We start from the raw sequence: 23,124 nt of genomic DNA on the forward strand, positions 1-23,124 counted from the left end.
GCGTCGCGGTGGTTATCCTTTCCGCGTGGAACTTATCGACTTCCTGCACTACGGCCTCGTCACCCTCGTCGGGCTCGCCGCGGTCGCCACCGTCTGGTTCGCCGGCTACGTGGTGTACCGCCTGTACAGCGACTGATCCGGCGCGACCGGTAACCTCGACGCGATGACTGCTACGCCGAACGAACCACAGCGCGGCAGCGGCGATGCCGCGGTCGCCGCGGCTGCGGAGCGCGCCAAGCACACCCGGCACCGCAACGTGCCGGAGTTCGACGATCTGCCTGGGACCGGCGACACCGCCAACCTGCGAATGGGCCCGTCGCTGAATGACGCCTGCCTCGCGCTGCTGCCGCTGGTCGGCGTGTGGCGCGGCGAGGGCGAGGCATCGCACCCTTCGCTCGACGAGCCGTACCGCTTCATCCAGCAGGTCACCCTCGCGCACGACGGCCGCCCGTTCCTGACCTACGAGAGCCGCGCGTGGCGCCTGGACGGCGAGGGCGGCAAGGTCGTCGCGCCCGCGTTCCGCGAGGTCGGCTTCTGGCGCCCGCAGGCGGACGACACGATCGAACTGCTGATCTTGCACGAGACCGGCGTCGCCGAGATGTTCTTCGGCAAGCCGCAGAGCCAGACCACCTGGCAGTTCGGCACCGACGCGGTGCTGCGCACGCCGACCAGCGAGGACGTCGCCGCGGCCAGCCGGCTGTACGGCGTCGTCGAGGGCTCGCTGGCCTACGTCGAAGAGCGCGCCACCTCGGAGCACGAGCTGCAGCCGCGCCTTTCCGCGAAGCTCGACCGCATCGTCGGCTGAGCCAGGCGCAGATCCGCCGTTCCTGTCAGACCCCCCGGTTAGATTTCGACGCAATCGAGCTACGAAACCTGAGGTGGGCGAAGCATGACCAGCACCCTGACCGACGAGCGCGCCGACATCCTGGAACTCCTGCAAGCGCACCGCGGCTTCCTGCGGCACACGGTGAAGGACCTGACCGACGAGCAGGCTCGCCTGCGGCCAACCGAGAGCGACCTGTGCCTCGGTGGGCTGATCAAGCACGTGACCGCGGTCGAGCTGAACTGGGCCGACTTCATCCGCAACGGCCGCGCGTTCGACGCCTACGACGAGGCGGCGTTCGCCAAGCAGGCGGCGACCTTCCAGCCGACCGACGAGGAAACGCTGGACGTGCTGCTGGCGGAGTACGAGAAGGTGGCGGCGCGGACCGACGAGATCGTCGCGTCCGTGCCGGACCTGGACCTCTCCCACCAGCTGCCGGACGCCCCGTGGCAGGAGGAGAAGGGCAAGCGCTGGACGGTGCGGCGGGTGCTGCTGCACATCGCGGCGGAGACCGCGCAGCACGCGGGCCACGCCGACATCATCCGCGAGACCATCGACGGCCAGAAGACGATGGGCTGACCAGGGGTCCGGGGTCAGGGGTCCGGGGTCCGGGGTCCGCGATTTCAATGGAAATTGCGGAAGTTGTCCACATCCTCCGGCGTGTCGTGGGCCGACACGCCGATCGGCCGCAATTTCCATTGAAATTGAAGGTCCGATTTCCATTGAAATTGCGGCCGGAGGCGGTAACGGGTGATCAGTAGTTGGACTCGTAGAGGCGGTTGATCTCGGCGTGCAGGTCGGCGTCCGACTTGATCTCGGTGCCGTCGATGGTGTGCACCTGGCTGACCAGCCTTACGCTCGAAGCCAGCCACACGCCGTCGCTCTCGAACAGCGCCGACGTCGGGAACTTGGCGACCTCGGTCTTCCAGCCCGCCTTCTCCGCGGCCCGGAACAGCGCGCCCTGGGTGGTGCCCTTGAGGATGCCCGAGCTGGGCGGCGTGGTCAGCAGCGTGCGCCCCTGCGCGATCACGACCGTCGAGGTCGGCCCCTCCAGCACCGAACCGTCGGTGGCGGTGAAGATCACCTCGTCGGCACCGCGCGCCTCGGCCTCCCGCATCGCGGCCATGTTCACCGCGTACGACAGGGTCTTCGCGGACAGCAGCAGCCAGGGTGCCCGCTCCATCACGTCCGGGGCGTAGCCGCGCTCCAGCGTCACGGCCGAAACGCCCTCGGTGCGCTTGCGCAGGGTGTCGGCGCCGATCTGCATGCCCATCGCGAAGCCGTTCGGCGTGCCGTCGCCGCCGTCGACGCCGCGGGTGCAGACGAGTTTCAGCGCCATCTGCGGGGCGGTGTCCCACGGCCAGTTGTCGATGACCGCTTGCGCGGCCCGCTCCCATGCGTCGCGCTCGGGCAAGCGCATCTGCATCAGGCCGGCGGATCGCTCCAGCCGATCGAGGTGCGGCCCGAGTTCCCGCGGCTTCCGGTCGGCGACCAGGATCGTCTCGAAGATGCCATCTCCCCGCATCACACCGAGGTCGTCGGCGCGGAACAGCGGCGCCCGCGGATCAACGATCGTCCCGTCCAAGAGTGCCAGTACGCGCATGCCGGAAGCCTAGAACCTCGACCCCCGCAACCGCTGGTGGGCCGCGCATGACCGGCGCGTTCTCGCACGGAGTTACGATCGGAGTACCGACCTTCAAGCGCGCCGAGCACAGGAGCGGGCATTGACCGACCAGGGATCGCTGCGCAGCACCTTGCACCAACGGGGCATGCGGATGACACCGCAGCGCCAACTGGTGCTGGACGCGGTGCGCGAGCTGGAGCATGCGACGCCCGAGCAGGTCTGCCGCAAGGTTCAGGGCACCGCCTCGACGGTCAACATCACGACGGTCTACCGCGCCCTCGACCTGCTCGAAGAGCTGGGCCTAGTGCGGCACACGCACCTGGGGCACGGCGCGCCGACCTACTCGGTCGAGGAGCACGAGCACGTCCACCTGGCGTGCCACCGCTGCGGCACGATCGACGAGGTCTCGACCGAACTGCTGGACGACCTGTCCCGCGAGTTGTTCGCGCGGTTCGGGTTCGCCCTGGACGCCACCCACCTGGCCCTGTCCGGCCTGTGCCGGAACTGCTGCCGCAACGCCGACGCCGTCGAGGAGCGCCGATGAGTTCACCCCTGTTGGATCTGCCGGGTGCGGTACCCGCACCGGAGGATGCAGTGGATGCGGGCGTGCCCTGGCACTTCGGCGACCCGTTCGCCGAGCAGCGGTCGGCGACCCGCTCGGCGGTGCTGGTGGACCGCTCGCACCGGGAGGTCATCGCGGTGACCGGGGAGGAGCGGCTGAGCTGGTTGCACCTGGTGCTATCGCAGCACATGACCGAGCTGCCGGACGGGCAGGGCACCGAGGCGCTCGTGCTGGACAGCCAGGGCCGCGTCGACTGCCACATGCTGCTCGCGCACCACGAGGGCGTCGTCTACCTGGACACCGACGCGGGCGCGCAAGCCACCAGCGCGCTGCCGACGATGGGCGTGGACGGCAGGCAGTCGCTGCTGGAGTACCTCGACGCCATGCGATTCTGGTCCAAAGTGGAGACTCGGGACGCCACCTCGGAGTTCGCGGTGCTGACCGCGGTCGGCCCGGACGCGGGCGGCATCCTCGCCCGGTTCGCGCCGGTGCCGTCGAAGCCGTACGAGGTGAAGGCCCTGCCCGGCGGTGGATTCAGCCGGTTCGTACCGTTCCGCGCGCTGCCCACCATCGACCTCGTGGTGCCGCGGGCGTCGCTGGTGGAGTGGTGGACGAAGCTGACCGACGCGGGCATCCGCCCCTCCGGCACCCTCGCATTCGAGGCACTGCGGGTGGAGGCGCTGCGGCCCCGAGTCGGGTTGGAGACCGACGAGCGCGCGATCCCGCACGAGCTCGGCTGGGTGCACGTGGCGGCGCACGTGGCTAAGGGCTGCTACCGCGGCCAGGAGACCGTCGCCAAGGTGCACAACGTGGGCAAGCCGCCGCGGCGCATGGTGCTGCTGCACCTGGATGGCTCGGCGGAGATCCTGCCGGAGACCGGCGATCCGGTTTGGCTCGGCGAGCGCAAGGTCGGCCGGGTGGGCAGCGTGGTGCAGCACCACGAGCTCGGGCCGGTGGCGCTCGCGCTGCTCAAGCGGTCGGCACCGGTGGACGGCGAGCTGGTCGCCGGCGACCCGGAGCAGGACCGCGCGGTGGCCGCGGCGGTGGACCCGGACTCGGTGCCGCCCGACACCGGCGAGCCGCCGGGACGGGTCGCGGCCCAGGGCCTGCGCGGCCGGTAGTCGACGAGGCGGGCATGCGGGTAGGCGTGCGCATCCGCCACGTTCGCCGCGCGTGCCCCACCACGCCGGGAATACGAGCGGTTTCGCACCGTTGTTTAAAACAACATCACCCGAACTGTTGGCGAGCTGTACCTGAGTGCCGGAGGATGGCCACGTGATCGAAGTCCGCCCGGGTGGACGGCGCCGCATCGACAGGGTCCTGTCCCCGGACTACACCAGTGGCATCGAAGAGCGCACGCTCGGCGAGGTGCGGGAGTTGCGCGACGAGGCGGCGCAGGAGGAAACGGACCTCTCGTACCTGCGCCGCGTGCTGCACGCGCGGATCGACATCGTGCGAGCCGAGCAGCGGCGGCGCCGGGAGCGCGGGTCCGCGTCGGTCGTCGAGCAGCTGGTGAACATCCTGGCGGACAACGCCGTCGGTCCGGCGACCGGTTCCGGCCGGTACCAGACGACCGAGCCCTCGCGGGCCGAGGCGCACCGCAGGCACGTCGAGGCGCTGGTCTCCGACGTCGATCTGTCGGACGTGATGTCGCTGTCGGAGGTCAAGCTCGACCAGGCCCTCGCCGCGTACACCGGGGAAGAGGACTCGGTGTCGCAGCGCCGCCACGAGGTCCAGGACGTGGTGGACCGGCTGAACGCGGAGATCGCCCGCCGCTACCGCGAGGGCGCCGCATCGGTGGACGACCGCCTCGCGGAGGAACGCGACCGCCGGTGACCGCTTCCGCCCCGCTCGCCCGAATCATCCGAAGTGGACTCGGGCAGTGCCCGGCGCGGCACGTCGCCGCGCCAGCGCGCCCGCAATCGCCGCTGAAACCCGCGCTGGTGACCGGAAAGCTCCGAACCAACCCGGAAACCGCCAACGCCCGATCTCGCCCGCACAGGCCCCGCGCAGCGGCGAGAGCGTAGCGCGTCCCCTCGCGGCGCGGGCCGACCGCAGAGGCGCCGCGGTGCCCACTTCCATCCTCAGTGGACAATTTCATCGCGATCCGGCCGTCCGCGACCGCCTCCCCCTGCTAGAACGCCGGGTGCCGGTCCGCAGTTTCAATACCGCGGACCCCGCACCTTGCCTCGCACGCGCAGCCGCGCGAAGGCAGGCACATCCGGATTTCTCCATCGCATCAAATGCTTCCCAACAGCGAAATCTTCCTAGTATGCTCAAATAATGGTACTGATATCCCATATTTTGAGATGGACGATATGATTGCGCAGCCGGGCACCTACACCCACGGACACCACGAGAGCGTGCTGCGATCGCACCGCTGGCGGACCGCCGAGAACTCCACCGCGTTCCTGATCCCGCACCTGCGGCCGGGCACCAGCGTGCTCGACATCGGCTGCGGACCGGGCACCATCACGCTGGACTTCGCTGCCCTGGTCGGCCCCGGCCGAGTGCTGGGCGTGGACAACGTCGACGAACCGCTGGAGATCGCCCGCGCCGGAGCGGCCGAACGCGGCCTGAACAACATCACCTTCGCCAACGCCGACGTCTACCGCCTGCCCTACGACGACGACTCCTTCGACGTCGTGCACGCCCACCAGGTGCTGCAACACCTGACCGACCCGGTCGCCGCGCTGCGCGAGATGCGGCGGGTGTGCAAGCCGGGCGGCATCGTCGCGGCCCGCGACGCGGACTACGGCGGCATGCGCTGGTCACCGGACAACCCCGGCCTGGACCGCTGGCTAGAGCTGTACCGGCAGGTGGCGCAGCACAACCGGGCATTCCCCGACGGCGGCCGGTACCTGAAGACCTGGGCCTTGGCGGCGGGGTTCAGCGACATCACCTGCACGGCGTCGGCGTGGTGCTTCGCAACGCCCGAGGAGCGCACCTGGTGGGGCAACCTGTGGGCGGACCGCATCCGCCGGTCGACCTTCGCCGAGCAAGCCCAGACCCACGGCCTGACGACCCGCGACGAGCTGGAAGAACTCGCGACGGCCTGGCACCGCTGGATCGAAGCCGAAGACGGCTGGTTCGCCGTCCTGAACGGCGAGATCATCTGCCGCCCCTGAAGCCGAGCAAGACCGGCATCCGCTCAGGACCGGGACCAACGCAGGCAACCCGGCTTCCGCTTCCCGCCGGACGATGCCGGAGAGCTTCCGTTCAGTTGTGGCGTTCTCGGGCGGCGAATTCCGACCAGAAGTCGCGCAGGGTCTCGTAGCGGGTCGCGACCTCTTCCGCATCGTCGGCTTCCATGGCATCGACGATCGCGTGCACGTCCTCGGCCGAGGTGTCCGCGTCCAGGTCGCTGGACGTCATCAGCTGCACCAGGCCGCCGTAGTCCAGCTCCACCGCCGAATGCGGGTGGAAGCGCTCCAGCCAGCGGCCGGTCTCCCGCAGGATCCGCGTCGGCCCTTCCTCGCCGATGGACTTGCGGCCGATCGCGTGCGCCCGGGCAACCCGGCGCCGCGCGTCGGCCATCGCCATCCGCCAGCACACCCGGCGCCGGCCCGGCTCGGTGAACACGCACCGCTCCTCCGGGTCGACCAGCACGAACCAGGGCAGCGGGACGGTCCAGGTGGACGACAGAACGTGCACCGCGCCGCCCGCGAGCTCGCTGACCACCGCGCTCGCCCGCACCTTGGCCTTCTCCACCGGCACCTGCAGGGCCGCGGTCCGCAGCGGGATCTCCGCGTCCCCCAGGAAGCCGACAAGCGCAGCGGCGGCCCGCCCGCGCAGGTCCAGCGGGCACACCAGTGGGCCCGGCCCGACCGTGGCCGCCGGAGCGCTGGGCACGTCCGCCGGGTCGAGCACCAGCACGTCACCAACGCCCGTGACGGCGCCGTCGGCGGTCTCGCCGGGCAGCAGCCGGGGCGGCGCGGCGAGCTGGCTGCGCAACCAGACGTCCTGCTCTCGCAATCCGGCGTCGAACGGGTCGACCGGCCCGCGCTCGACGGCCGCTGCCAGTTCCTCGCGCAGCGGGGGGTCGAAGGACGACAAGGGCTCGTACACCCTCAGGTAGGCGACGAACGGCTCTGGCACAGCCAGCATGGTGTCATGCGGCCCGCGGGCACCTGCGGCTGCCTCGCCGAGCACCGAAAACCGCTGCCAGACGGGCCTTCGGCGGGGGAGAGTTCGACGTCACCCAAGACACGGCCACTCAGTCATGGCACCACGTCGCGTCCAACCGCCTCGACACGGTACGGTAGTTACAGGAAAAGTTGTCGAGATCATGCGGGGCCGACATTCCCCTGTCCGCCCCGCAACCCTGTGCGAGGGGGTCGAGCCATGGGGCGCGGCCGGGCTAAGGCCAAGCAGACGAAGGTGGCCCGCGAGCTTAAATACAGTTCCCCCGCCATGGACATCGAGGCGTTGCAGCGCGAGCTGTCCGTCTCGGAGTCCGGCGAGTGGTCCAGTGAGGACCGCGATGACTCGCGCGACGACGGGTACGACGACTACGACTACGACCGACGTTGAAGCACATCTCCACGAGGACAGCGGATGAACGCTGTTCGCTCGATGGTGAGGTGCGTCGGAGTCGTTTGTCTGACCCGATGTGCATGAGCGGGTGGGGTTGACGAGTTCGCAAGTCCCACATAGGAGGAGCACCGTGAGTGGCGTTGCCGGTGGACCGGCGACGCCACTCGCGTCTGTCTGCTGCCTCCGAAAACGGCGCTGACCGAAGAAGAGTACGGCACGATCGCGCTGGACTCGCCGATAGCCGACGGGCAGCTGCGGCCCTGCGGGGTTGAAGAGCGTGGTTGAGGAACGCTGGCGCGCGCGGGCCGCCTCTCGGCGGGTGGCACTGCAGGGCTCCAGCCGGACGGTATTCCCAGCAGGCGGTAGTTGGAGCCCGGGGGCACACGCGCACGCCAGCTATTGGTCCAACGACCGGGAACCCGTCAGGATTCCCGGTCGCGATCACAGATTTCACGTGCGCGGTTCGATCTTCGCCTTCGCCGCGGGGCAGCCGCTCGGCCCCACCCGCAACCGGCACCGCCGCGTGTTCTCGGGCCGTGCCCGCCCGACGGCTTCCCGGCGAGGCCAGTCCCCGACGTGTGAATTGGCATTCATGACGTCGGGGATCCCGCAGCGAGACGGCGCCTGAGGTTGCAGCTACCCGCAGCGCCGCGCAAGACGAGTCTGCAACGCAGAGATCAGAAGCGCGGGTGGTTGCCGCGGAGGACCACACGGTCGTCCTCGCCGGCGCCTTCGACGGAAGGCTGCTTGGCGATCTCGCCGAGCACCCAGGCCGGCACGTGGCGAGCCGTGAGCACCGCGAGGGCGCGGTCCACGTCTTCGGCGGTCACCACGGCGACCATGCCGACGCCCATGTTGAAGGTGCGCTCCATCTCGTCGGCTTCTACCCGGCCGCGCTGGGCGATCAGCCCGAACACCGGCGCCGGCGCCCAGCTGCCCCGGTCAAGCACCGCCGTCAGCCCCGACGGGATCACCCGCGCCAGGTTCTGGGCCAGGCCACCGCCGGTGACGTGCGCGAACGTCCGCACGCCCGCCTCGGCGGCCAGCGCCAGGCAGTCCTTGGCGTAGACGCGGGTCGGCTCCAGCAGCTCCTCACCGAGGGTGCGGCCGAACTCCTCGACGTGGCCCTCCAGCGGCATCCGGGCGATGTCCAGCAGCACGTGCCGGGCCAGCGAGTAACCGTTGGAGTGCAGGCCGGAGGAGCCCATCGCGATCACCACGTCGCCCGGGCGGACCTTGTCCGGGCCGAGCATCGCGTCCGCCTCGACGACCCCGACGCCGGTGGCCGAGATGTCGTACTCACCGGGCGCCATCATGCCTGGGTGCTCGGCGGTCTCCCCGCCCAGCAGCGCGCAGCCGGCCTGCACGCAGCCCTCCGAGATGCCCTTGACCAGGTCGGCGATCCGGTCCGGCACGACCTTGCCGACCGCGACGTAGTCCTGCAGGAACAGCGGCTCGGCGCCGCAGACCACCAGGTCGTCGACCACCATCGCGACCAGGTCGATGCCGACGGTGTCGTGCACGTCCAGCGCCTGCGCGACGGCGAGCTTGGTGCCGACCCCGTCCGTCGAGGACGCCAGCACCGGCGCCTTCCAGCGGTCGAGCTTGAGCTGAAACAGCCCTGCGAACCCGCCCAGGGAGCCGATCACCTCGGGCCGGGTCGCTCGCTGCGCCCACGGGCGCATCTTCTCGACCGCCTCGTCACCGGCCTCGATGCTCACGCCCGCTGCGGCGTAAGTGGCTTTCGGACTCTCGGTCTGGGCAGACCTTGCGAGCAGGTCTTCGGACACGACTGGCTCCACATCTTGGTGCGAGTTTGCGATTCGCCGGACGCGCATGTGTAGCACGTTCAACGCTACGCGCCGACGGCGAACCTCGGGGCAACAACGGTGCGGTCGTCACGGCCGCTGCAGCGCGTCGGCCGCGCCGTAGCTGCTCGGCAGCACCGGTTCGGCCGGTCCCGCGACACCGCGTTCTGCCTGGTTGAGGCCCTCCAGCAGGTACTTGCCGATGCGGGCGTCCGCCGGCAGCGGGATCGGGTAGTCGCCGTCGAAGCAGGCCGCGCACAGCCTGGTGCGGGGCTGCTCGGTCGCCGCGACCAGGCTGTCCAGCGACACGTGGCCGAGGCTGTCCGCGCCGATCGAGCGGCGCACCCCGTCCATGTCCAGGCCGTTGGCGACCAGCTCGGCGCGGGAGGCGAAGTCGATGCCGTAGAAGCACGGCCACTTCACCGGCGGCGAGGCGATCCGGACGTGCACCTCTATCGCGCCGGCCTCGCGCAGCATCCGGACCAGGGCGCGCTGGGTGTTGCCGCGGACGATCGAGTCGTCCACCACGACCAGGCGCTTGCCGCGGATCACCTCGCGCAGCGGGTTCAGCTTCAGCCGGATGCCGAGCTGGCGGATTGTCTGCGACGGCTGGATGAAGGTCCGGCCGACGTAGGAGTTCTTGACCAGGCCGTTGCCGTACGGGATGCCGGAGGCCTGGGCGTAGCCGATCGCGGCGGGCGTGCCCGATTCGGGAACGGGGATCACCAGGTCGGCGTCCACCGGGTGTTCCTTGGCGAGTCGGCGGCCGATCTCCACGCGAGTGCCGTGCACCGAGCGGCCCGAGATCGTCGTGTCCGGGCGGGCCAGGTAGACGTACTCGAAGATGCAGCCCTTCGGCTTCGGGCTGGCGAAGTGCTGGGAGCGCAGTCCGTCGCCGTCGATGGCCAGCAGCTCGCCGGGCTCGACCTCGCGGACGAACGACGCGCCGACGATGTCCAGCGCGGCCGTTTCGCTGGCCACCACCCAGCCGCGTTCCAGCCGACCGAGCACCAGCGGGCGCACGCCGTGCGGGTCGCGCACCGCGTAGAGGGTCTGCTCGTCGCAGAAGACCATCGAGAAAGCGCCGCGCACCGTGGGGAACAGTTCCATCGCGGCCTGTTCGAGGCCCTTGTCGGCGGCGTGCGCCGCCAGCAGGCCGGTCACCAGGTCGGAGTCGCTGGTGGCGCGCCCGCAGCCGTTGGCAGGCGAGGACGCGTTGGCCGTGGTGTCGGCACCCTCCGCGGCGAGGCGGTCCAGCAGTTCCGCCGTGTTGACCAGGTTGCCGTTGTGGCCCAGGGCCACCACGCTGCCGGTGGCCGTGGTGCGGAACGTCGGCTGGGCGTTCTCCCAACTGCCGCCGCCGGTGGTCGAGTACCGGGCGTGCCCGACGGCGACGTGGCCGCGCAGCGACGCCAGGGTCTGCTCGGTGAACACCTGGCTGACCAGGCCTAAATCCTTGTAGACGAGCACCTGCGAGCCGTCGCCGACAGCGATGCCGGCGGCTTCCTGGCCGCGGTGCTGGAGGGCGAAGATGCCGTAGAAGCTCAGTTTCGCGACTTCCTCGCCGGGAGCCCAAACACCGAAGACGCCGCATTCCTCGCGGGGGATGTCGCGTTCGAGAGCAGGGCCGGAGAGGTCTGTAGGGGTGCTTGCGTTAGCCGGTTGGGGCCGGTCGGTGACCACCGAGAACTCCCTGAAGGACGGAGCCGGAGTTACACCTCAGTGTAAGGCTCCCGTGTCCAAGATTTTTCTTCCGGTCAATTGAGCCTGGTCACAGCAGGCTCTACAGGCCCGCGTCACCGGAGGTGTGCGGCATGCGGCTCCGCCTCGCCTTTGCCGCCACCCGCCTGGACGCCCGGCTGCGAGATCTCCTGGACGATCCGGACGCCGACCAGGTGTGTTGAATTCGTTTGAACAGGCCGCCGGTAACACCGCCGCCGAGCTCTGCGACTTACAGGAGAACTACCTCCGCAGTACGCACGAAAGACCAGGTGAGCCCGTGTCCGAAGGGCTTCACTTCCGCCGCGTGCCTGGTCTCCGCGCGGTGGACCTCACCCTGAGCACCCGCACCGTAGACCTCGGCGGCGAACTGCTCGCCTACCCCGGGATGCTGATCACCCGCACCGTGAACGGCACCCCGGTCGCCGAGGAGTGGCTACCCGTAGGCGACGACCCGACTGAGGCCGATGACGAACACGTCATAAAGCGGCTTCACGCGGCCCTGTGCTGGCAGCACGGCACCGCCAACAACACGACACGCCCCGGTGCCTGAGCGGCACCGAGGCGAACACAGCCGTTCTCAGCGGCCGGAATCGGGCGGCAGGGTGACGCTCTGCCGGTCCGGGGTGATGGTCCACTCCCACGCCGACAACGGCGGCTCGCCGCGTTCGACCCACCACCGGTAGGCCGCCTCGGCGGCATCCCACAACCGGCGCGGCCCGACTTGGCGGACCCGGAACCGCTCCCCCTCGGGGACCACGCTGGCCCACGACCCCGACAACGGATCGACCAGCCACGCCACCCCCGGCCGGTACTCGCTGGCCTTCCACACGTCGTAGCGGGCGACGATCACCCCGCCCGGGATAGTGCGCTCAACCCAGGAGTACGGAAACTGTCCAAGATGGACACCAGCGGTCGCGATGATCCGATCGAACTGGCGATCACCCGCAAGTCCGGCCGCCGCGTCGCCTTCGATCGTCTCCACCCCGTCGTGGTCGGGCCGACCCGGCCGGCTGGGGAGACTTCGGGGGAAAGTCGATCACCGGCCGGGGCAGCCCCGCCCTGTAGCCTCGTCATCACAGCGGGGTTATGTGAATGGGTTTGGCGTCTACTGGCGTCTACAGGTGGTGATCGGTGTCTGACCTCGGCGTGAACCTGCGGGCAGCCCGTGAGGATGCCGGAGTGAGCCTGTCTGCGATGGCAGCCCGCACGCACTACAGCAAGCCGCTTCTCGGACTGCTGGAGACCGGGAAACGGGCGATCAAGCCCGAGCACGTCACCGCGTACGCCCGCGCGCTGAACGTCTCCCTGGACACCCTGTATGGCCTGCCGGATGACCCGCTCCGGGTCGCTCACGAGTGGCTTGTGGCCGACACCCCCGCCGAAGTTCACTCGGCCGCCGGGCGGAAAGTCGGGGCGACGTTGGCGGCCAAGCTGGTAGGCCGTGTGATCGAACTCCGTCACCTTGACGACGTGATCGGCGGCCGAGACCTCTTTCCGTTGGTACGTAAGGAACTCACTAGCACTCAAAACGTACTCAACGAAGCGAGCTACACCGAGCGGACCGGCCGCCGACTGCTGACCGTGGTGGGCGAACTCGCGCAGCTCGCCGGATGGGTCGCCAGCGACGCCGGGCACTACGCCGAGGCTCAGCGCGTCTACCTCTCCGGCGTCTCCGCCGCCCGCGACGCGGGCGACCCCGCGCTAGCCGGGCAACTGCTGTCCAGCCTGAGCTACCAGATCGCCAACGTGGGCGACCCGGCCGACGCGGCACTACTGGCCCGCTCGGCCGTCAAGGGGACCGAGGGCCGAACCACCCCGGTTGTCCGGGCGCTGCTGCTGGAGCGGGTGGCCTGGGCCAGCGCACGCGCCCGGGACCGCGACGGCACTCAGCGGGCGCTGGACGCGGTGGACGACTCCTACGAACAGCGGTCCGCCGGGGTCGAGGAACCGGAGTGGGTCTACTGGCTGGACCGCAAGGAAATCGACGTGATGGCCGGGCGCTGCCTGACCGAGCTGGGCGACCCACTCACCGCTGAGCCACTGCTGTCCGGTGCCATCGCGGCATACACCCCGAGCATGCCCGAGAGGTGGCCCTCTACCAGACGTGGCTGGCCGAGTCGTACGCCCGAGCCGGGGTATTCGACGCCGCGAGGACAACGATCAACCGTGCCCGCAAGGCCGCGCGTGGAGTGAACTCGACCCGGCTAGACCTCCGCATAGGCGCAGTGGAGCATCTGCTATCCGCGTAGCCGACCACTCGGCCGAAAGGGCGATCTTTCTCCGGCGCTTCCGTGTTTCCGCAGGCCGTTCCCCGGCCAACTTGTGATGTCACACGTGGAGCATTGCCTCCGGGCCGGCAAGTAAGACGAACGCCCCGAGACGATCGAGGCGCGAATCGTCCCGTTCGAAGCTGGCGCGCACAATGCCTTGGGTGGCACGGACTTCCTACCGCCGGGGTTTCCCGGCGAGGAACTACCGAGCGTGCTCTGGCAAGAATCGATCACTTCCACGGCGCTCACCTCCGACGCCGTAACGATCCGCGAATACTCCATCGCGCTTGCTGGCGCGACATCGGTCTCACTCAGTCGCGAAGAGTCGTTTGAGCTGATCAGAAAGGCTTCCAGCAAGCTGTAAACCCGGACTACAGTTGCGCTCATGAGCAGCACCCAAGCGGCCGGACTACATAGAGCTGAGAACTGGCGGAAGTCAAGCCGCAGCGCAGATAACGCCCACTGTGTGGAGGTCGCGGTGATGACGCGAGCGGTCGGGGTGCGAGACACCAAGGACCGCGACGGCGGCACGCTCCTGTTCACGCCGGAGCAGTGGACATCGTTCACCACACGCCTGAAGCAAGGCTGAGAGGTCGTGAGTGCGAAACCGCGCTGGAGCCCGGTTTCACACTCACGACCACCTGGTCACGCCCGGATGCGGAGGCGCGCCTAGCTCGACGCTAGGCGATGGCGGCCGACGTAATCCTCGGTCGGCCACTCGATTGGTTCCGGCGGCTGGCGGGCAGGCGGCTCGGGATGCGGGGTTGCGACCGATATCGCATCGATGAGTTGCCACACCATCACCGCCCCGGGACCAGCATCAGCATGCTGACCACTCCCGCCGCGCAACGGCAGTAGTGCGGCCACCACGAACACCGCCGCGACAAGGCCCAGAAAAACCAGCAGGCTGTGGCGGTGGCCCCGGCACCTCCCCTTTCCCCGACCCGGGGCCGGCGGAAGTCGAGCCGTAGCGCGAACAACGCCCACTGTGTGGAGGTCGCGGTGATGACGCGAGCGGTCGGCGTGCGAGACACCAAGGACCGCGACGGCGGCACGCTCCTGTTCACCCCCGAGCAGTGGACATCGTTCACCACGAGCCTCAAGCAAGGCTGAGAGGTCGTGAGTGCGAAACCGTGCTGGAGCCCGGTTTCGCACTCACGACCACCTGGTCACGCCCGGATGCGGAGGCGCTCGGCGAAGACCTCTTGGGCGCGGGTCATGTCCTTCGCCCGGTCAACGCCGGTAAAAGGCAGAACGTAGCGGCCGAGGTCGGCCTTCATGATTCGATCACTAACACCCACTTCACGGAATCAATCATCTCGGTAGGAGTGGGGCTTGGTGCCGTGGCGGGACGGGAAGTCCGGCGGACGGCGTTCGGCGAAGGCGCTGAGACCTTCGCGGGCGTCGGGTGAGGTGAAGGCCTTCTGGCCGTAGAGGGCCTCGCTGTGGAAAGCCTGGTCCTGCGGGAGGTCGCCGAGGCGAAGGACGGCCTCCTTGATCGTCGCGAGCGCGGTACCGCTCTTGCCGACCAGCCGGTGAGCGCGGTCGAGCGCGGCATCGAGCAGCTGCGGCGCGGGGACGACGTCGTTAAGCAGGCCGTACCGCAGAGCTTGGGTAGCCGGGATCCGGTCACCGTGGAGCATCAGCTCCATCGCCCAGACGTACGGGATCTGCCGCGTCAGCCTGGTGAGCGTGCCGCCGGCGGGCACGACGCCGACGCCGCTTTCGGGCAGCCCGAACTCGGCGGTGTCGGCACTAATGCGGATGTCGGTGGACAGCATGATCTCGAACCCGCCGCCGAGGCACAGGCCGTTGATGGCGGCGATCACCGGCTTGAACAGCGTGGTGTGCTTCTGGTGGGCGGCATCCCATGCCGAGATGTCGAAACGGCCTTCGGACAGGGCTGGGATGGACTCGGTGAGGTCGGCGCCGACGCAGAAGGCGCGGTCCCCGCTGCCGGTGAGGATCGCGACGGCGAGTGAGTCGTCGTCGCGGACCTCATCGAAGGCCGCACCGAGTTCTTCGTACATCGCGAGTGTGAGCGCGTTGAGCTTGTCCGGACGGTTGAACCGGATGATCGCGACCGCGCCATCGCGGTCGAGGGCGATGCCGCTGATATCAGATCACCCCCTTCTCGCGCAGCTCGGCGATGCGCTCGTCGTCGAGATCGGCGAGTGCCCGCAGGACCGTGTCGGCGTGCTCACCGACCTTCGGCGCGAGCCCACGTGGCTGAGTGGGCGTGCCGGCGAGCTTGATGGGCGAGCCGAACATGCGCAGCTGCCCGAACTCGGGGTACTCGACGTCGACGATCATGTCGCGCGCGGCGATCTGCGGGTCCTCGACGACCTCACCGATGTTCTTGATCGCGCTCAACGGCACGGCGTCACCGACAATCTCCTCCAACTCGGTCTTCGTCTTGTCCTGGAACCACTTCTGCAGCAGCGTCCGGACCCGTCGTTCGTAGACCTCGGGTACGAATCGCTTCGCCATGGTGTCGATTTCGGGGTCGTCAGCGAGTTCGGGCTGTCCGAACAGGTGGCAAGACAGGCGCCAGAACTTGTCGGTATAGCCGCCGAAGAAGACGAACCCGTCCTTGCACGGGTAGAGCTCGTAGGGCTTGACGAAGGGATGTTCGTTGCCCAGCGGTCCGGGGACCTTGCCGTCGACGGTGTAGGACACGACAGCGTTCTCCGTGAGGCTGAGCACCGAGTCCTGTTGGGACACGTCGACCAGCTGTCCCTCGCCTGTCTTTTCGGCGTGCCGCAGTGCGGCCAGGGTGCCGATGACGGCGTACAGCGTCGCGGACAGGTCGCCAATGATGGTGCCGACGCGGGCGGGTGGCCGGTCCTGGAATCCGTTCATCGACCACAGGCCGCCGGTGGCCTGCGCGCTGTTGTCGTAGGCCGGCCGGCGCCGGTACGGTCCGGTCTGGCCGTAGCCGGAGATCGCCGTGTACACCAGGCGCGGGTTCTCGCCACGCAGCACGTCGTAGCCGACGCCGAGCTTGTCCATCGTGCCCGGCCGGAAGTTCTCGACCAGGACGTCGGCGCGCCGCACCAGCTTCTTGAGCAGGTCCTTACCGTCCTCAGTGGATAGATCGAGGGTGAGGCCGAACTTGTTCCGGTTGTACTGCGCGAAGAACGCGCTGAATTCCTCGTCCGGTCCGCCCGGCTCCCCGGGCGAGGTCAGCTTCGGCGGGAAGTCCCGGGTGTAGTCCGGTTCCTTCGGGTTCTCGATCTTGATCACGGTCGCGCCGAGGTCGGCCAGCAGCATCGAGCAAAATGGGCCCGCCACGACCCGGGTGGTGTCCAGGACCACGATGCCGCGCAGCGCGCCCCGCGACAGCCCGCCAGGCAGCATGCCCACGATCGTGTCGTCATTGATGGTCATGTTCGCCCCTGATCCGTAGGTGACTCGTCAGCTCGCGGCCGCAGCCACCCGAACGCGGGCCTCCAGGAGGGTGCCGCACGAGGGACTGTAGAACTCGTCGATCAGCACGCGGCGGCCCTCGGTGCGCGGTCGGACGCGGACTCCGTACTCGGCCAACCGCTCGGCGGCGACGTAGGTGACCTGCCGCGCCTCGCCGCGCCAGTCTTCGCCGGTGCCCAGGCGGGCGCCGCTGGCGGGCACGTACCAGCCGTCGGCGTCGCGGCGTGGCGCGGAGGACCCGGCCGGCAACTTCGGCGGGACCTGCTGGGCGGGGGTGCCGCCGAGGCGTTCCTGGCGCATCGCGGTGCGGGCGCGCCGGGTGGCGGCCTCGTCGACGGTGCCATCGGCGACGATCACGCCGTAGGTGCGCTGCGCGGTCTCGCCGGTCACGTAGCCGTCGCGGACGTCGGCGGCGACGAGCTGCGGGGCGCGCAGCAGCGGGTCGCCGTAGCCGCCTCCGCCGGCGATCCACTGCACGAACACGTCTCCGGCGCGGACCCTGACCGACTGCTGGTTGATCGCCAGCAACTCCCGGTCCGCCGCGCTCAGCGTGTCCGGGGCGGGCACCAGGCCATCGGCGAGCAGCCGGGCGACATCGGTCTGGCGCCAGACCTCGTGGCCGCTGCCGCCGCCGGGCAAGCCGCCGCCGAAACCGTCGGCGACGACCTGGGCGTTCGGGGCGAACACCGTCTGCGTGACCTCCTCGGCGCCGTGCAGCGTCCACGCGAAGCGCAGGCCCAGCCCGCCGCGGTGGGCACCGTGCCCGGCGCTTTCGGTGTTGAGCTGCTTCCACAGGTAAAGCACCGGGTACAGCATCTCGTTCATCTCGACGTCGGGCAGCATGTTGTTGACCTGCGTCATCATCCCCGCGCAGTCGAGCCCGTCGCGGTCCGGCTGGGCGCCGGCCCCCATGCCACCGCCGTCCATGTTGAACAGCACGAAGTACTCGCCGTCATCGGTGGTGCCCGCGGAGATCCCGCCGGTCCACGAGTCGCCCCACACGCCCTGGGTCCGGTCGCGGATGGTGTCGTCGTCGCTGCCACGGCAGGCGTCGTTCATCAGCTTCGTGACGACGCGGCTGACCCGGGCGCCGGTGGTGAGGTGCCCGTTGCTGATCGGTGCCGGGGGCCTGGGATTCACGATCGACCCGGACTCGGCGACGATGTCGAACGCGGTCATGACGCCTTCGTTGAACGGGACGTCCCAGGCGAGGATCGGCACGATGGCGGTCGCCACGCTGCCGACCAGCGCACCGTAGCTGCAGTTGACGAAACCGTCGGTCTGCTCGCTGGAGCCGGTGAAGTCGAAGGTGATCTGGTCGTCGCGTTTGGTCATGGTGCACGCGACGCGGTACAGCTCGTCGACGTGTCCGTTGTGCTCGGTCCACTCCTCGGCGGTGTAGGTACCGTCGGGGATGCGGGCAATCCGGTCGCGCACGACCTGCTCGGCCAGCTCGAACGACAGCCTCGTGTAGTCGCGGAACTGCTCAATCCCGAACTCCTCGATCGTGCTCAGCAGACGCCGGATGCCGGTGTTGTTGCTCGCCACCAGACTGCGCACGTCGTTCCAGAACAGCGCGGGCACGCGGACGTTGTTGAGCAGGATCCGGCGCACCCACTCGACGGGCTCGCCCCGCTCGAAGATCTTGACGCCGGGCGGCAGCCGCAGCGCCTCGGCGTAGCAGTCGTGGGCGCCGGGTGCGAACCCGCCGGGCGTCATGCCACCGACGTCGACCAGGTGCGCTTGCGACTGAGCCCAGCCGATCAGCTCGTCGCCGTGGAAGATCGGCGAGATCACGTTGGTGTCCGGCGGGTGGCTCGCGCCCGCGGTGTGCGGGTCGTTGCAGATGAACGCGTCGCCGGGCGCGAGCGGCTCCCCCTCGATCGCCTTGACCAGGTTCTGCACAGCGACGCTGCCGGAGCCGATGTGGAACTGGACATAGTCCGAGTAGGCGTAGATGCGGCCGGTGGGGTCGAACAGTGCGGTGTTGAAGTCACCGGCCTCGGTGATCACCGGGGAGCCCGACGAGCGGATCATCGCGATGCCCATCTCCTCCACGATGGAGTCCAGGCGCATGCGGATCACTTCGAGGGTGACGGGGTCGAAGCCGTCGGGCAGCGTGCGCGGGGTGCTGGTCATGGTCGTCTCCTTTGACGGGCGGGGGTCAGCGGTCGGCGAGGCGCAGCAGGAAGTCGCCGCTGTCGGTGAGTTCGACGGTGGCGCCAGTGGGCACGTAGACCGTGGTGTCGGGCTCCTCCAGCAGGCACGGACCGGTCGCCCGGCCGAGCGCACCGAACCCGCGGTGCACGTCGATCTCGACGCGCTCGCCGGTGAGCGGCTCGATCACGTCGCGGCGAGTGAGCTCGTGGCGCTCCTCGCCGGTGCCGGCGGCCTGCTCCACCGTCTGCACTTCGCTGCGGCCGATGGCCCGGACCCGCGAGTTGACCAGCAGGATCTCGGCCTCGGTCCAGGCCGTGCCGGCGCCGAACTCTTCCTCGTAGTCGGCGATGAACTGGGCGCGCAGCGCGTCCTTGTCCGCCTCGCCGAAGGTGCCCGCCGCCAGGCGGGTGGTGACCTCGAAGATCTGGCCCACGAACTTCATGTCCGCCTCGCGGTGCAGCTCGCGCCGGCCCGCAGGGATCCCCTCGGCCTCGAACCATGCTTGTGCGCGTTCCTCGAGGGCGGCGAACTCCTTGTCGAGCGCCGCCGCGGGCTGGTCCATCGTCCACGGGCTCGTCTGCACCGCGGAGAACACCGAGTCGGCGTGCATGAGGCCGTGCGCTGAGAAAACCGCGGCGTCGCGCGGGATCACGACCTCGCGGACCCCGGCCTCGGCGGCGATGCTGGCCGCGAACAGCCCGCACGCGCCGCCGAAGCCGACGAGGGTGAATTCGCGCGGGTCGTGGCCGCGGTTCACGGTGATCTTGCGCAGCGCGTTGGACATCTGCGACGTCGCCAGCCGGTACATGCCTTCGGCCGCCGCGTCCTCGGTGATGCCCAGCGGCTCGGCCACGTGCTTGCGCAGGGCGGCCCGCGCCTGGCCCTCGTAGAGGGGGACGGCGCCGCCGAGGTAGTAGTCCGGGTTGATCAGCCCGAGCACGAGCGCGGCGTCGGTGACCGCGGGCCGGGTGCCGCCCTTTCCGTAACATGCCGGGCCCGGCACGGAGCCCGCGCTGTGCGGGCCGACGCGCAGCAGGTTCCGTCCGTCCACCCAGGCGAGGCTGCCGCCGCCGGCGCCGATGGTCTCGATGTCCACGGCGGTCAGGCTGGTGGGCAGGCCGCCGATCTCGGCGCGGGGCAGCAGCCGGAACTCGTCGTCGATGATGGCGGCCGCGTCGAGGCTCGTGCCGCCCATGTCCGCGGTCAGCACCCGCCGGCGGCCGAGCTGCTTGGCCAGCAGCCGCGCGCCGGTAACGCCGCCGACCGGACCGGAGTTGAACATCGAGATCGGGGCCTTGCCGGTCTCCTCCACCGACAGGAACCCGCCGTGCACCTGCATGATCTGCACCCGAGCCCGCAGCCCCCTGCTCCACAGCTCGTCGGCGAGGTGGTCGAAGTGCGACGCCACGATCGGCTTCACCGCGGCGTCCAGTGCGGTGGTGACCATGCGCTCGTACTCGCGGTAGACCGGCGTCAGCCTGCTGGAGAGCGTGTACGGGATGTCCGGGTGATGCCTGTCGAGGTATTCGCCGATCGCATTTTCGTGGGCGGCATTGCGGAACGACCACAGCAGGCAGACCGCGATGGCCTCGGCGCCGGTCGCCAGCACCGCGTCCACGGCCGTGGCGATCGCGTCCTCGGTGAGCGGGACGAGTACGGTGCCGTGCGCGTCGACCCGCTCGGCGACCTCGACGATGCGGCGACGCTCCACGATGTCTGGCGGCGCCGACATCTTGTGCGGGTCACGCTCGTCTGTGCGGGCCGACCGGGCGATCCGCAGGGTGTCGCGGAAGCCCTGAGTGGTCAGCAGCCCTACGGCGGCGTACTTCTGCTCATCCACGGCGTTCGTGACGATGGTGTTGCCCAGGACGAATCGGTCGACCGCGGCGAAGAACTCGGCCTCGGTCATCCCTGCGCGCTCCCGCAGCACGCCCAGCGCGCCGAGGATCCCTGTGGTCACGTCCTTGGTCGAGAACGCCTTGCCACGTATCGCGTGCCCGTCGACGACCGCCACGGCGTCGGTGAACGTGCCACCGACGTCGATGCCCACGTGAAGCGTCATGCTCGCTGTCTCCTTTGACTGCGTCGGTGCGGCTCGTTCCGGGCTGACGGATGGTATGCACGAAAGGTTCGTTTCGGGGAGACACCGTCTAACCCGCGGTGTGGACAGTACGAGCGCGAACCCGCCCTAGACTATGTATCGTTCGCCCAGGATTCCCCTGGACATCCTGGGCGATCGGCACACCAGATCGAGGTGAACTCCGTGACGGAGACGCTCCCAGGCGACGTTATCGTCAGTCTGCTGCAGGCGGCTTCGGCTGAACAGGAAGTCGATGTGGACGGCCTGCTCACCGACGTGCCCCTGTCCGAACAGGACACCACCCGGATCCGCTACGAAATCCGCCGCCTGCGCGCCACCTCGGAGCGCTGGCGGCGCCGCGGTCAGGAACTCGCGGCGCTGTTCTCCACCGCGCGCGAGCTTGCCCAGCTTCGCGACGTCGATGAACTGCTTGGCCGGCTCGTCGAACGAGCGCACGACCTCGTCGGCACGGACGTCACCTACCTGTCCGAGTTCGATGCGAAGAGCCGCGAACTCCGCGTGCGAACCACGCTCGGGACGGTCGCCCCGTCGTTCCTCGGCTTGCGAGTGCCACCCGGCGCGGGCCTGGCCAGCCAGGTGGTCGAAGGACGCCGTCCCTACTGGACGTCCAAGTACGCCGCGATGACCGAGGCCCCGCACGACTCCGCGATCGACGCCGCCGTGGCTGCGGAAGGTCTCGTGTCCCTGCTCGGCGTCCCGCTACTGGCCGGCGACGAGGTGATCGGGGTGCTGTTCGCCGCCAACCGCGTCGAGCACGCTTTCTCCCCTGAGGAGATCTCCCTGCTGTCAGCCTTTGCCGACCACGCCGCCATCGTCCTGCAGACCGCTCGCCTGCTCGCCCGCACCCAGGACTCGGCCGACGACGCCCGCCGCGCCTATGGCGAGCTCGCCCGCCACGTCGAAGCGATGGAACGGGCCAGCGAGGTGCACAGCGACCTCACCAACCTCGTGCTTCAAGGCGGTCAAGCACCAGACGTCGCGACCGCGCTCGGGCGAGCCTTGCGCTGCCACGTCACGCTTCGCGACCTCGAACACCTCGACGGCCCCGTCGCCGACGCGGTCGACCACAGCCGCCGCAGTGGTCGGTGCACGCCCGCGAGCGACGGCACGTACGCCGTCGCCGTCCTCGCCGGGCCGACCCTGCTGGGCGCGCTGCTGCTAGAACAGGGCGAGGTCGAGTTCGGCCCCGTCGAGCTGCGCACCGCCGAACGCGCCGCTCAGATCACCGCGCTGCTCAATCTCAAGCAGGACGCCATGATCGAGGCCGAGCAGCGCGTCCGCGACGACTTGCTGGCCGACATGCTCTCCGACGATCCCGACCGCCGCGCCGACATCGCCACCCGCGCCCACGCACGGGGCATCCGGCTCGACGAGCTGCGGTCGGTGGTCGTGATCTCGGTGCCGGCCGAACTGCGCCGCGAGGCCGTCCGCGCCCTGCGCCGGACCGGCGGCCCGGTCGGCGAACATGCCGACCGAGTCGTGGCCATCACCTCCTATCCCGACCCAGCCACCGCGAGCACACTCATCCACACCATGGTGCGCCGCACCGTACGGGCACCAGTTCTGGCGGTCGGCGCAGGCATCGCCGACGCCACCGTCGACCTACGCACCCAGGTCGACGCGGCCTCGGCGTGCGTGCGGATCCTGCCCGCACTCGGACTGAACGACACCGCCGTCACCACCGACGAGTACCTCCCGTACACGGCCCTGTTCGGCCCGGGGGAAGCGCGCGTGACGACGTACGTGCGGCGCGTCATCGGGCCCGTCCTGGACTGGGATGCCAAACACGCGGGCAAGCTCCTGCCCACCCTCGCCGCCTACCTCGGCAACCGGATGAGCCCGGTCGCCACCGCCCGTGCGCTCCACCTGCACAAGAACACCGTCCTCCAACGCCTGGAACGCACGACCGAGCTACTCGGCGAGGACTGGCAGGAGCCCGATCGGCTCTTCCGGATCACCGTCGCGGTCCGCCTCGCCACCCTGGCCAAAAGCCCATAGTCCTACCGTCAGCAGTGGATGATCGGCCCATTCCCGGCCAATGCGCGGCGAACTAGCGTCCCCTCCGTACCGCAGCAACACCGAGGTGGGA

The 23,124-nt window shown here is 69.5% G+C and carries 22 protein-coding genes; 13 read left to right on the top strand and 9 right to left on the bottom strand.

Annotation, left to right across the window (positions count from 1 at the left end):
- Positions 1-163 precede the first annotated feature (163 nt).
- Together FDZ84_RS10355 and FDZ84_RS10360 are read left to right on the top strand one after the other, a co-directional pair.
- Positions 164-805, top strand: coding sequence for an FABP family protein (locus FDZ84_RS10355; RefSeq protein WP_168585724.1), 642 nt, complete (start codon positions 164-166; stop codon positions 803-805).
- Between the two features lie 84 nt (positions 806-889).
- The gene (locus tag FDZ84_RS10360; protein WP_168585725.1) at positions 890-1,402 is read left to right on the top strand and encodes a DinB family protein; all 513 of its coding nucleotides are present in this window, start codon (positions 890-892) and stop codon (positions 1,400-1,402) included.
- 175 nt (positions 1,403-1,577) lie between these two features.
- Here FDZ84_RS10360 and FDZ84_RS10365 read toward each other — a convergent pair whose 3' ends face one another.
- Positions 1,578-2,426, bottom strand: a complete 849-nt coding sequence (locus FDZ84_RS10365; RefSeq protein WP_168585726.1) for an aminodeoxychorismate lyase — start codon at positions 2,424-2,426, stop codon at positions 1,578-1,580.
- Positions 2,427-2,592: 166 nt separating this feature from the next.
- On the opposite strand from FDZ84_RS10365, the gene FDZ84_RS10370 reads away from it, so the two are divergent.
- The 4 genes from FDZ84_RS10370 to FDZ84_RS10385 all read left to right on the top strand — a co-directional run bounded on the left by FDZ84_RS10370 (position 2,593) and on the right by FDZ84_RS10385 (position 6,137).
- Complete coding sequence (locus tag FDZ84_RS10370; protein ID WP_210435676.1) at positions 2,593-2,991, top strand: transcriptional repressor; 399 nt, start codon at positions 2,593-2,595, stop codon at positions 2,989-2,991.
- Entirely contained in the window at positions 2,988-4,130 is a 1,143-nt protein-coding gene (locus FDZ84_RS10375) for a folate-binding protein YgfZ (RefSeq protein ID WP_168585728.1), read from the top strand. Before FDZ84_RS10370 ends, FDZ84_RS10375 begins: the two co-directional genes overlap by 4 nt.
- A 154-nt stretch (positions 4,131-4,284) precedes the next feature.
- Complete coding sequence (locus tag FDZ84_RS10380) at positions 4,285-4,845, top strand: aerial mycelium formation protein (protein WP_168585729.1); 561 nt, start codon at positions 4,285-4,287, stop codon at positions 4,843-4,845.
- A 482-nt stretch (positions 4,846-5,327) separates the two neighbouring features.
- The gene (locus tag FDZ84_RS10385) at positions 5,328-6,137 is read left to right on the top strand and encodes a methyltransferase domain-containing protein (RefSeq protein ID WP_168585730.1); all 810 of its coding nucleotides are present in this window, start codon (positions 5,328-5,330) and stop codon (positions 6,135-6,137) included.
- 91 nt (positions 6,138-6,228) lie between these two features.
- Here FDZ84_RS10385 and FDZ84_RS10390 read toward each other — a convergent pair whose 3' ends face one another.
- On the bottom strand, positions 6,229-7,116 hold the full coding sequence (locus FDZ84_RS10390) for a hypothetical protein (RefSeq protein ID WP_223839807.1): 888 nt from the start codon (positions 7,114-7,116) through the stop codon (positions 6,229-6,231).
- A gap of 237 nt (positions 7,117-7,353) precedes the next feature.
- Here FDZ84_RS10390 and FDZ84_RS10395 point away from each other — a divergent pair, with 237 nt between their 5' ends.
- Positions 7,354-7,542, top strand: coding sequence for a DUF3073 domain-containing protein (locus tag FDZ84_RS10395; RefSeq protein WP_010312648.1), 189 nt, complete (start codon positions 7,354-7,356; stop codon positions 7,540-7,542).
- A 680-nt stretch (positions 7,543-8,222) separates the two neighbouring features.
- Here FDZ84_RS10395 and purM read toward each other — a convergent pair.
- Both purM and purF read right to left on the bottom strand, forming a co-directional pair.
- Positions 8,223-9,335 (bottom strand): phosphoribosylformylglycinamidine cyclo-ligase, encoded by a 1,113-nt coding sequence (gene purM / locus FDZ84_RS10400; RefSeq protein ID WP_168585731.1) that lies wholly within the window; start codon positions 9,333-9,335, stop codon positions 8,223-8,225.
- A 108-nt stretch (positions 9,336-9,443) separates the two neighbouring features.
- Positions 9,444-10,961 carry an amidophosphoribosyltransferase gene (purF, locus tag FDZ84_RS10405; RefSeq protein WP_168589946.1) on the bottom strand — a complete coding sequence of 506 codons (1,518 nt, stop codon included), beginning with the start codon at positions 10,959-10,961 and terminating at the stop codon, positions 9,444-9,446.
- 391 nt (positions 10,962-11,352) lie between these two features.
- Between purF and FDZ84_RS10415 the strand changes: the two genes are divergently transcribed.
- A complete protein-coding gene (locus FDZ84_RS10415; RefSeq protein WP_168584088.1) occupies positions 11,353-11,625 on the top strand; it encodes a hypothetical protein in 273 nt (90 codons plus the stop codon).
- Positions 11,626-11,652: 27 nt separating this feature from the next.
- Here the strand turns inward: FDZ84_RS10415 and FDZ84_RS10420 are convergent, their stop codons facing one another.
- The gene (locus FDZ84_RS10420; protein ID WP_168585732.1) at positions 11,653-12,057 is read right to left on the bottom strand and encodes a hypothetical protein; all 405 of its coding nucleotides are present in this window, start codon (positions 12,055-12,057) and stop codon (positions 11,653-11,655) included.
- 149 nt (positions 12,058-12,206) lie between these two features.
- On the opposite strand from FDZ84_RS10420, the gene FDZ84_RS10425 reads away from it, so the two are divergent.
- The 4 genes from FDZ84_RS10425 (at position 12,207) to FDZ84_RS10440 (ending at position 14,458) form a co-directional block, all read left to right on the top strand.
- Complete coding sequence (locus FDZ84_RS10425) at positions 12,207-13,268, top strand: helix-turn-helix domain-containing protein (RefSeq protein ID WP_246868918.1); 1,062 nt, start codon at positions 12,207-12,209, stop codon at positions 13,266-13,268.
- A 189-nt stretch (positions 13,269-13,457) separates the two neighbouring features.
- Positions 13,458-13,709 carry a Scr1 family TA system antitoxin-like transcriptional regulator gene (locus FDZ84_RS10430; protein WP_256413750.1) on the top strand — a complete coding sequence of 84 codons (252 nt, stop codon included), beginning with the start codon at positions 13,458-13,460 and terminating at the stop codon, positions 13,707-13,709.
- Positions 13,710-13,730: 21 nt separating this feature from the next.
- Positions 13,731-13,934, top strand: coding sequence for a DUF397 domain-containing protein (locus FDZ84_RS10435; protein ID WP_168585734.1), 204 nt, complete (start codon positions 13,731-13,733; stop codon positions 13,932-13,934).
- A 326-nt stretch (positions 13,935-14,260) separates the two neighbouring features.
- Positions 14,261-14,458 (top strand): DUF397 domain-containing protein, encoded by a 198-nt coding sequence (locus tag FDZ84_RS10440; RefSeq protein ID WP_168585735.1) that lies wholly within the window; start codon positions 14,261-14,263, stop codon positions 14,456-14,458.
- A gap of 197 nt (positions 14,459-14,655) precedes the next feature.
- On the opposite strand, the gene FDZ84_RS10445 is transcribed toward FDZ84_RS10440, so the two are convergent.
- The 4 genes from FDZ84_RS10445 to FDZ84_RS10460 are packed head-to-tail and all read right to left on the bottom strand — an operon-like array spanning position 14,656 to position 20,996.
- Entirely contained in the window at positions 14,656-15,462 is an 807-nt protein-coding gene (locus FDZ84_RS10445; protein ID WP_168589948.1) for an enoyl-CoA hydratase/isomerase family protein, read from the bottom strand.
- 1 nt (position 15,463) lies between these two features.
- Positions 15,464-16,735: a CaiB/BaiF CoA-transferase family protein gene (locus FDZ84_RS10450; RefSeq protein ID WP_168585736.1), complete on the bottom strand. Its 1,272-nt coding sequence runs from the start codon at positions 16,733-16,735 to the stop codon at positions 15,464-15,466.
- Positions 16,736-16,762: 27 nt separating this feature from the next.
- Positions 16,763-18,913 (bottom strand): hydantoinase B/oxoprolinase family protein, encoded by a 2,151-nt coding sequence (locus FDZ84_RS10455; RefSeq protein ID WP_168585737.1) that lies wholly within the window; start codon positions 18,911-18,913, stop codon positions 16,763-16,765.
- 25 nt (positions 18,914-18,938) lie between these two features.
- Entirely contained in the window at positions 18,939-20,996 is a 2,058-nt protein-coding gene (locus FDZ84_RS10460; RefSeq protein WP_168585738.1) for a hydantoinase/oxoprolinase family protein, read from the bottom strand.
- A 201-nt stretch (positions 20,997-21,197) separates the two neighbouring features.
- Here FDZ84_RS10460 and FDZ84_RS10465 point away from each other — a divergent pair, with 201 nt between their 5' ends.
- Complete coding sequence (locus FDZ84_RS10465; RefSeq protein ID WP_168585739.1) at positions 21,198-23,033, top strand: GAF domain-containing protein; 1,836 nt, start codon at positions 21,198-21,200, stop codon at positions 23,031-23,033.
- The last annotated feature ends 91 nt before the right edge of the window (positions 23,034-23,124 follow it).

It is taken from the genome of Saccharopolyspora sp. ASAGF58, assembly GCF_012277335.1.
Classification (GTDB): Bacteria; Actinomycetota; Actinomycetes; order Mycobacteriales; family Pseudonocardiaceae; genus Saccharopolyspora; species Saccharopolyspora hattusasensis.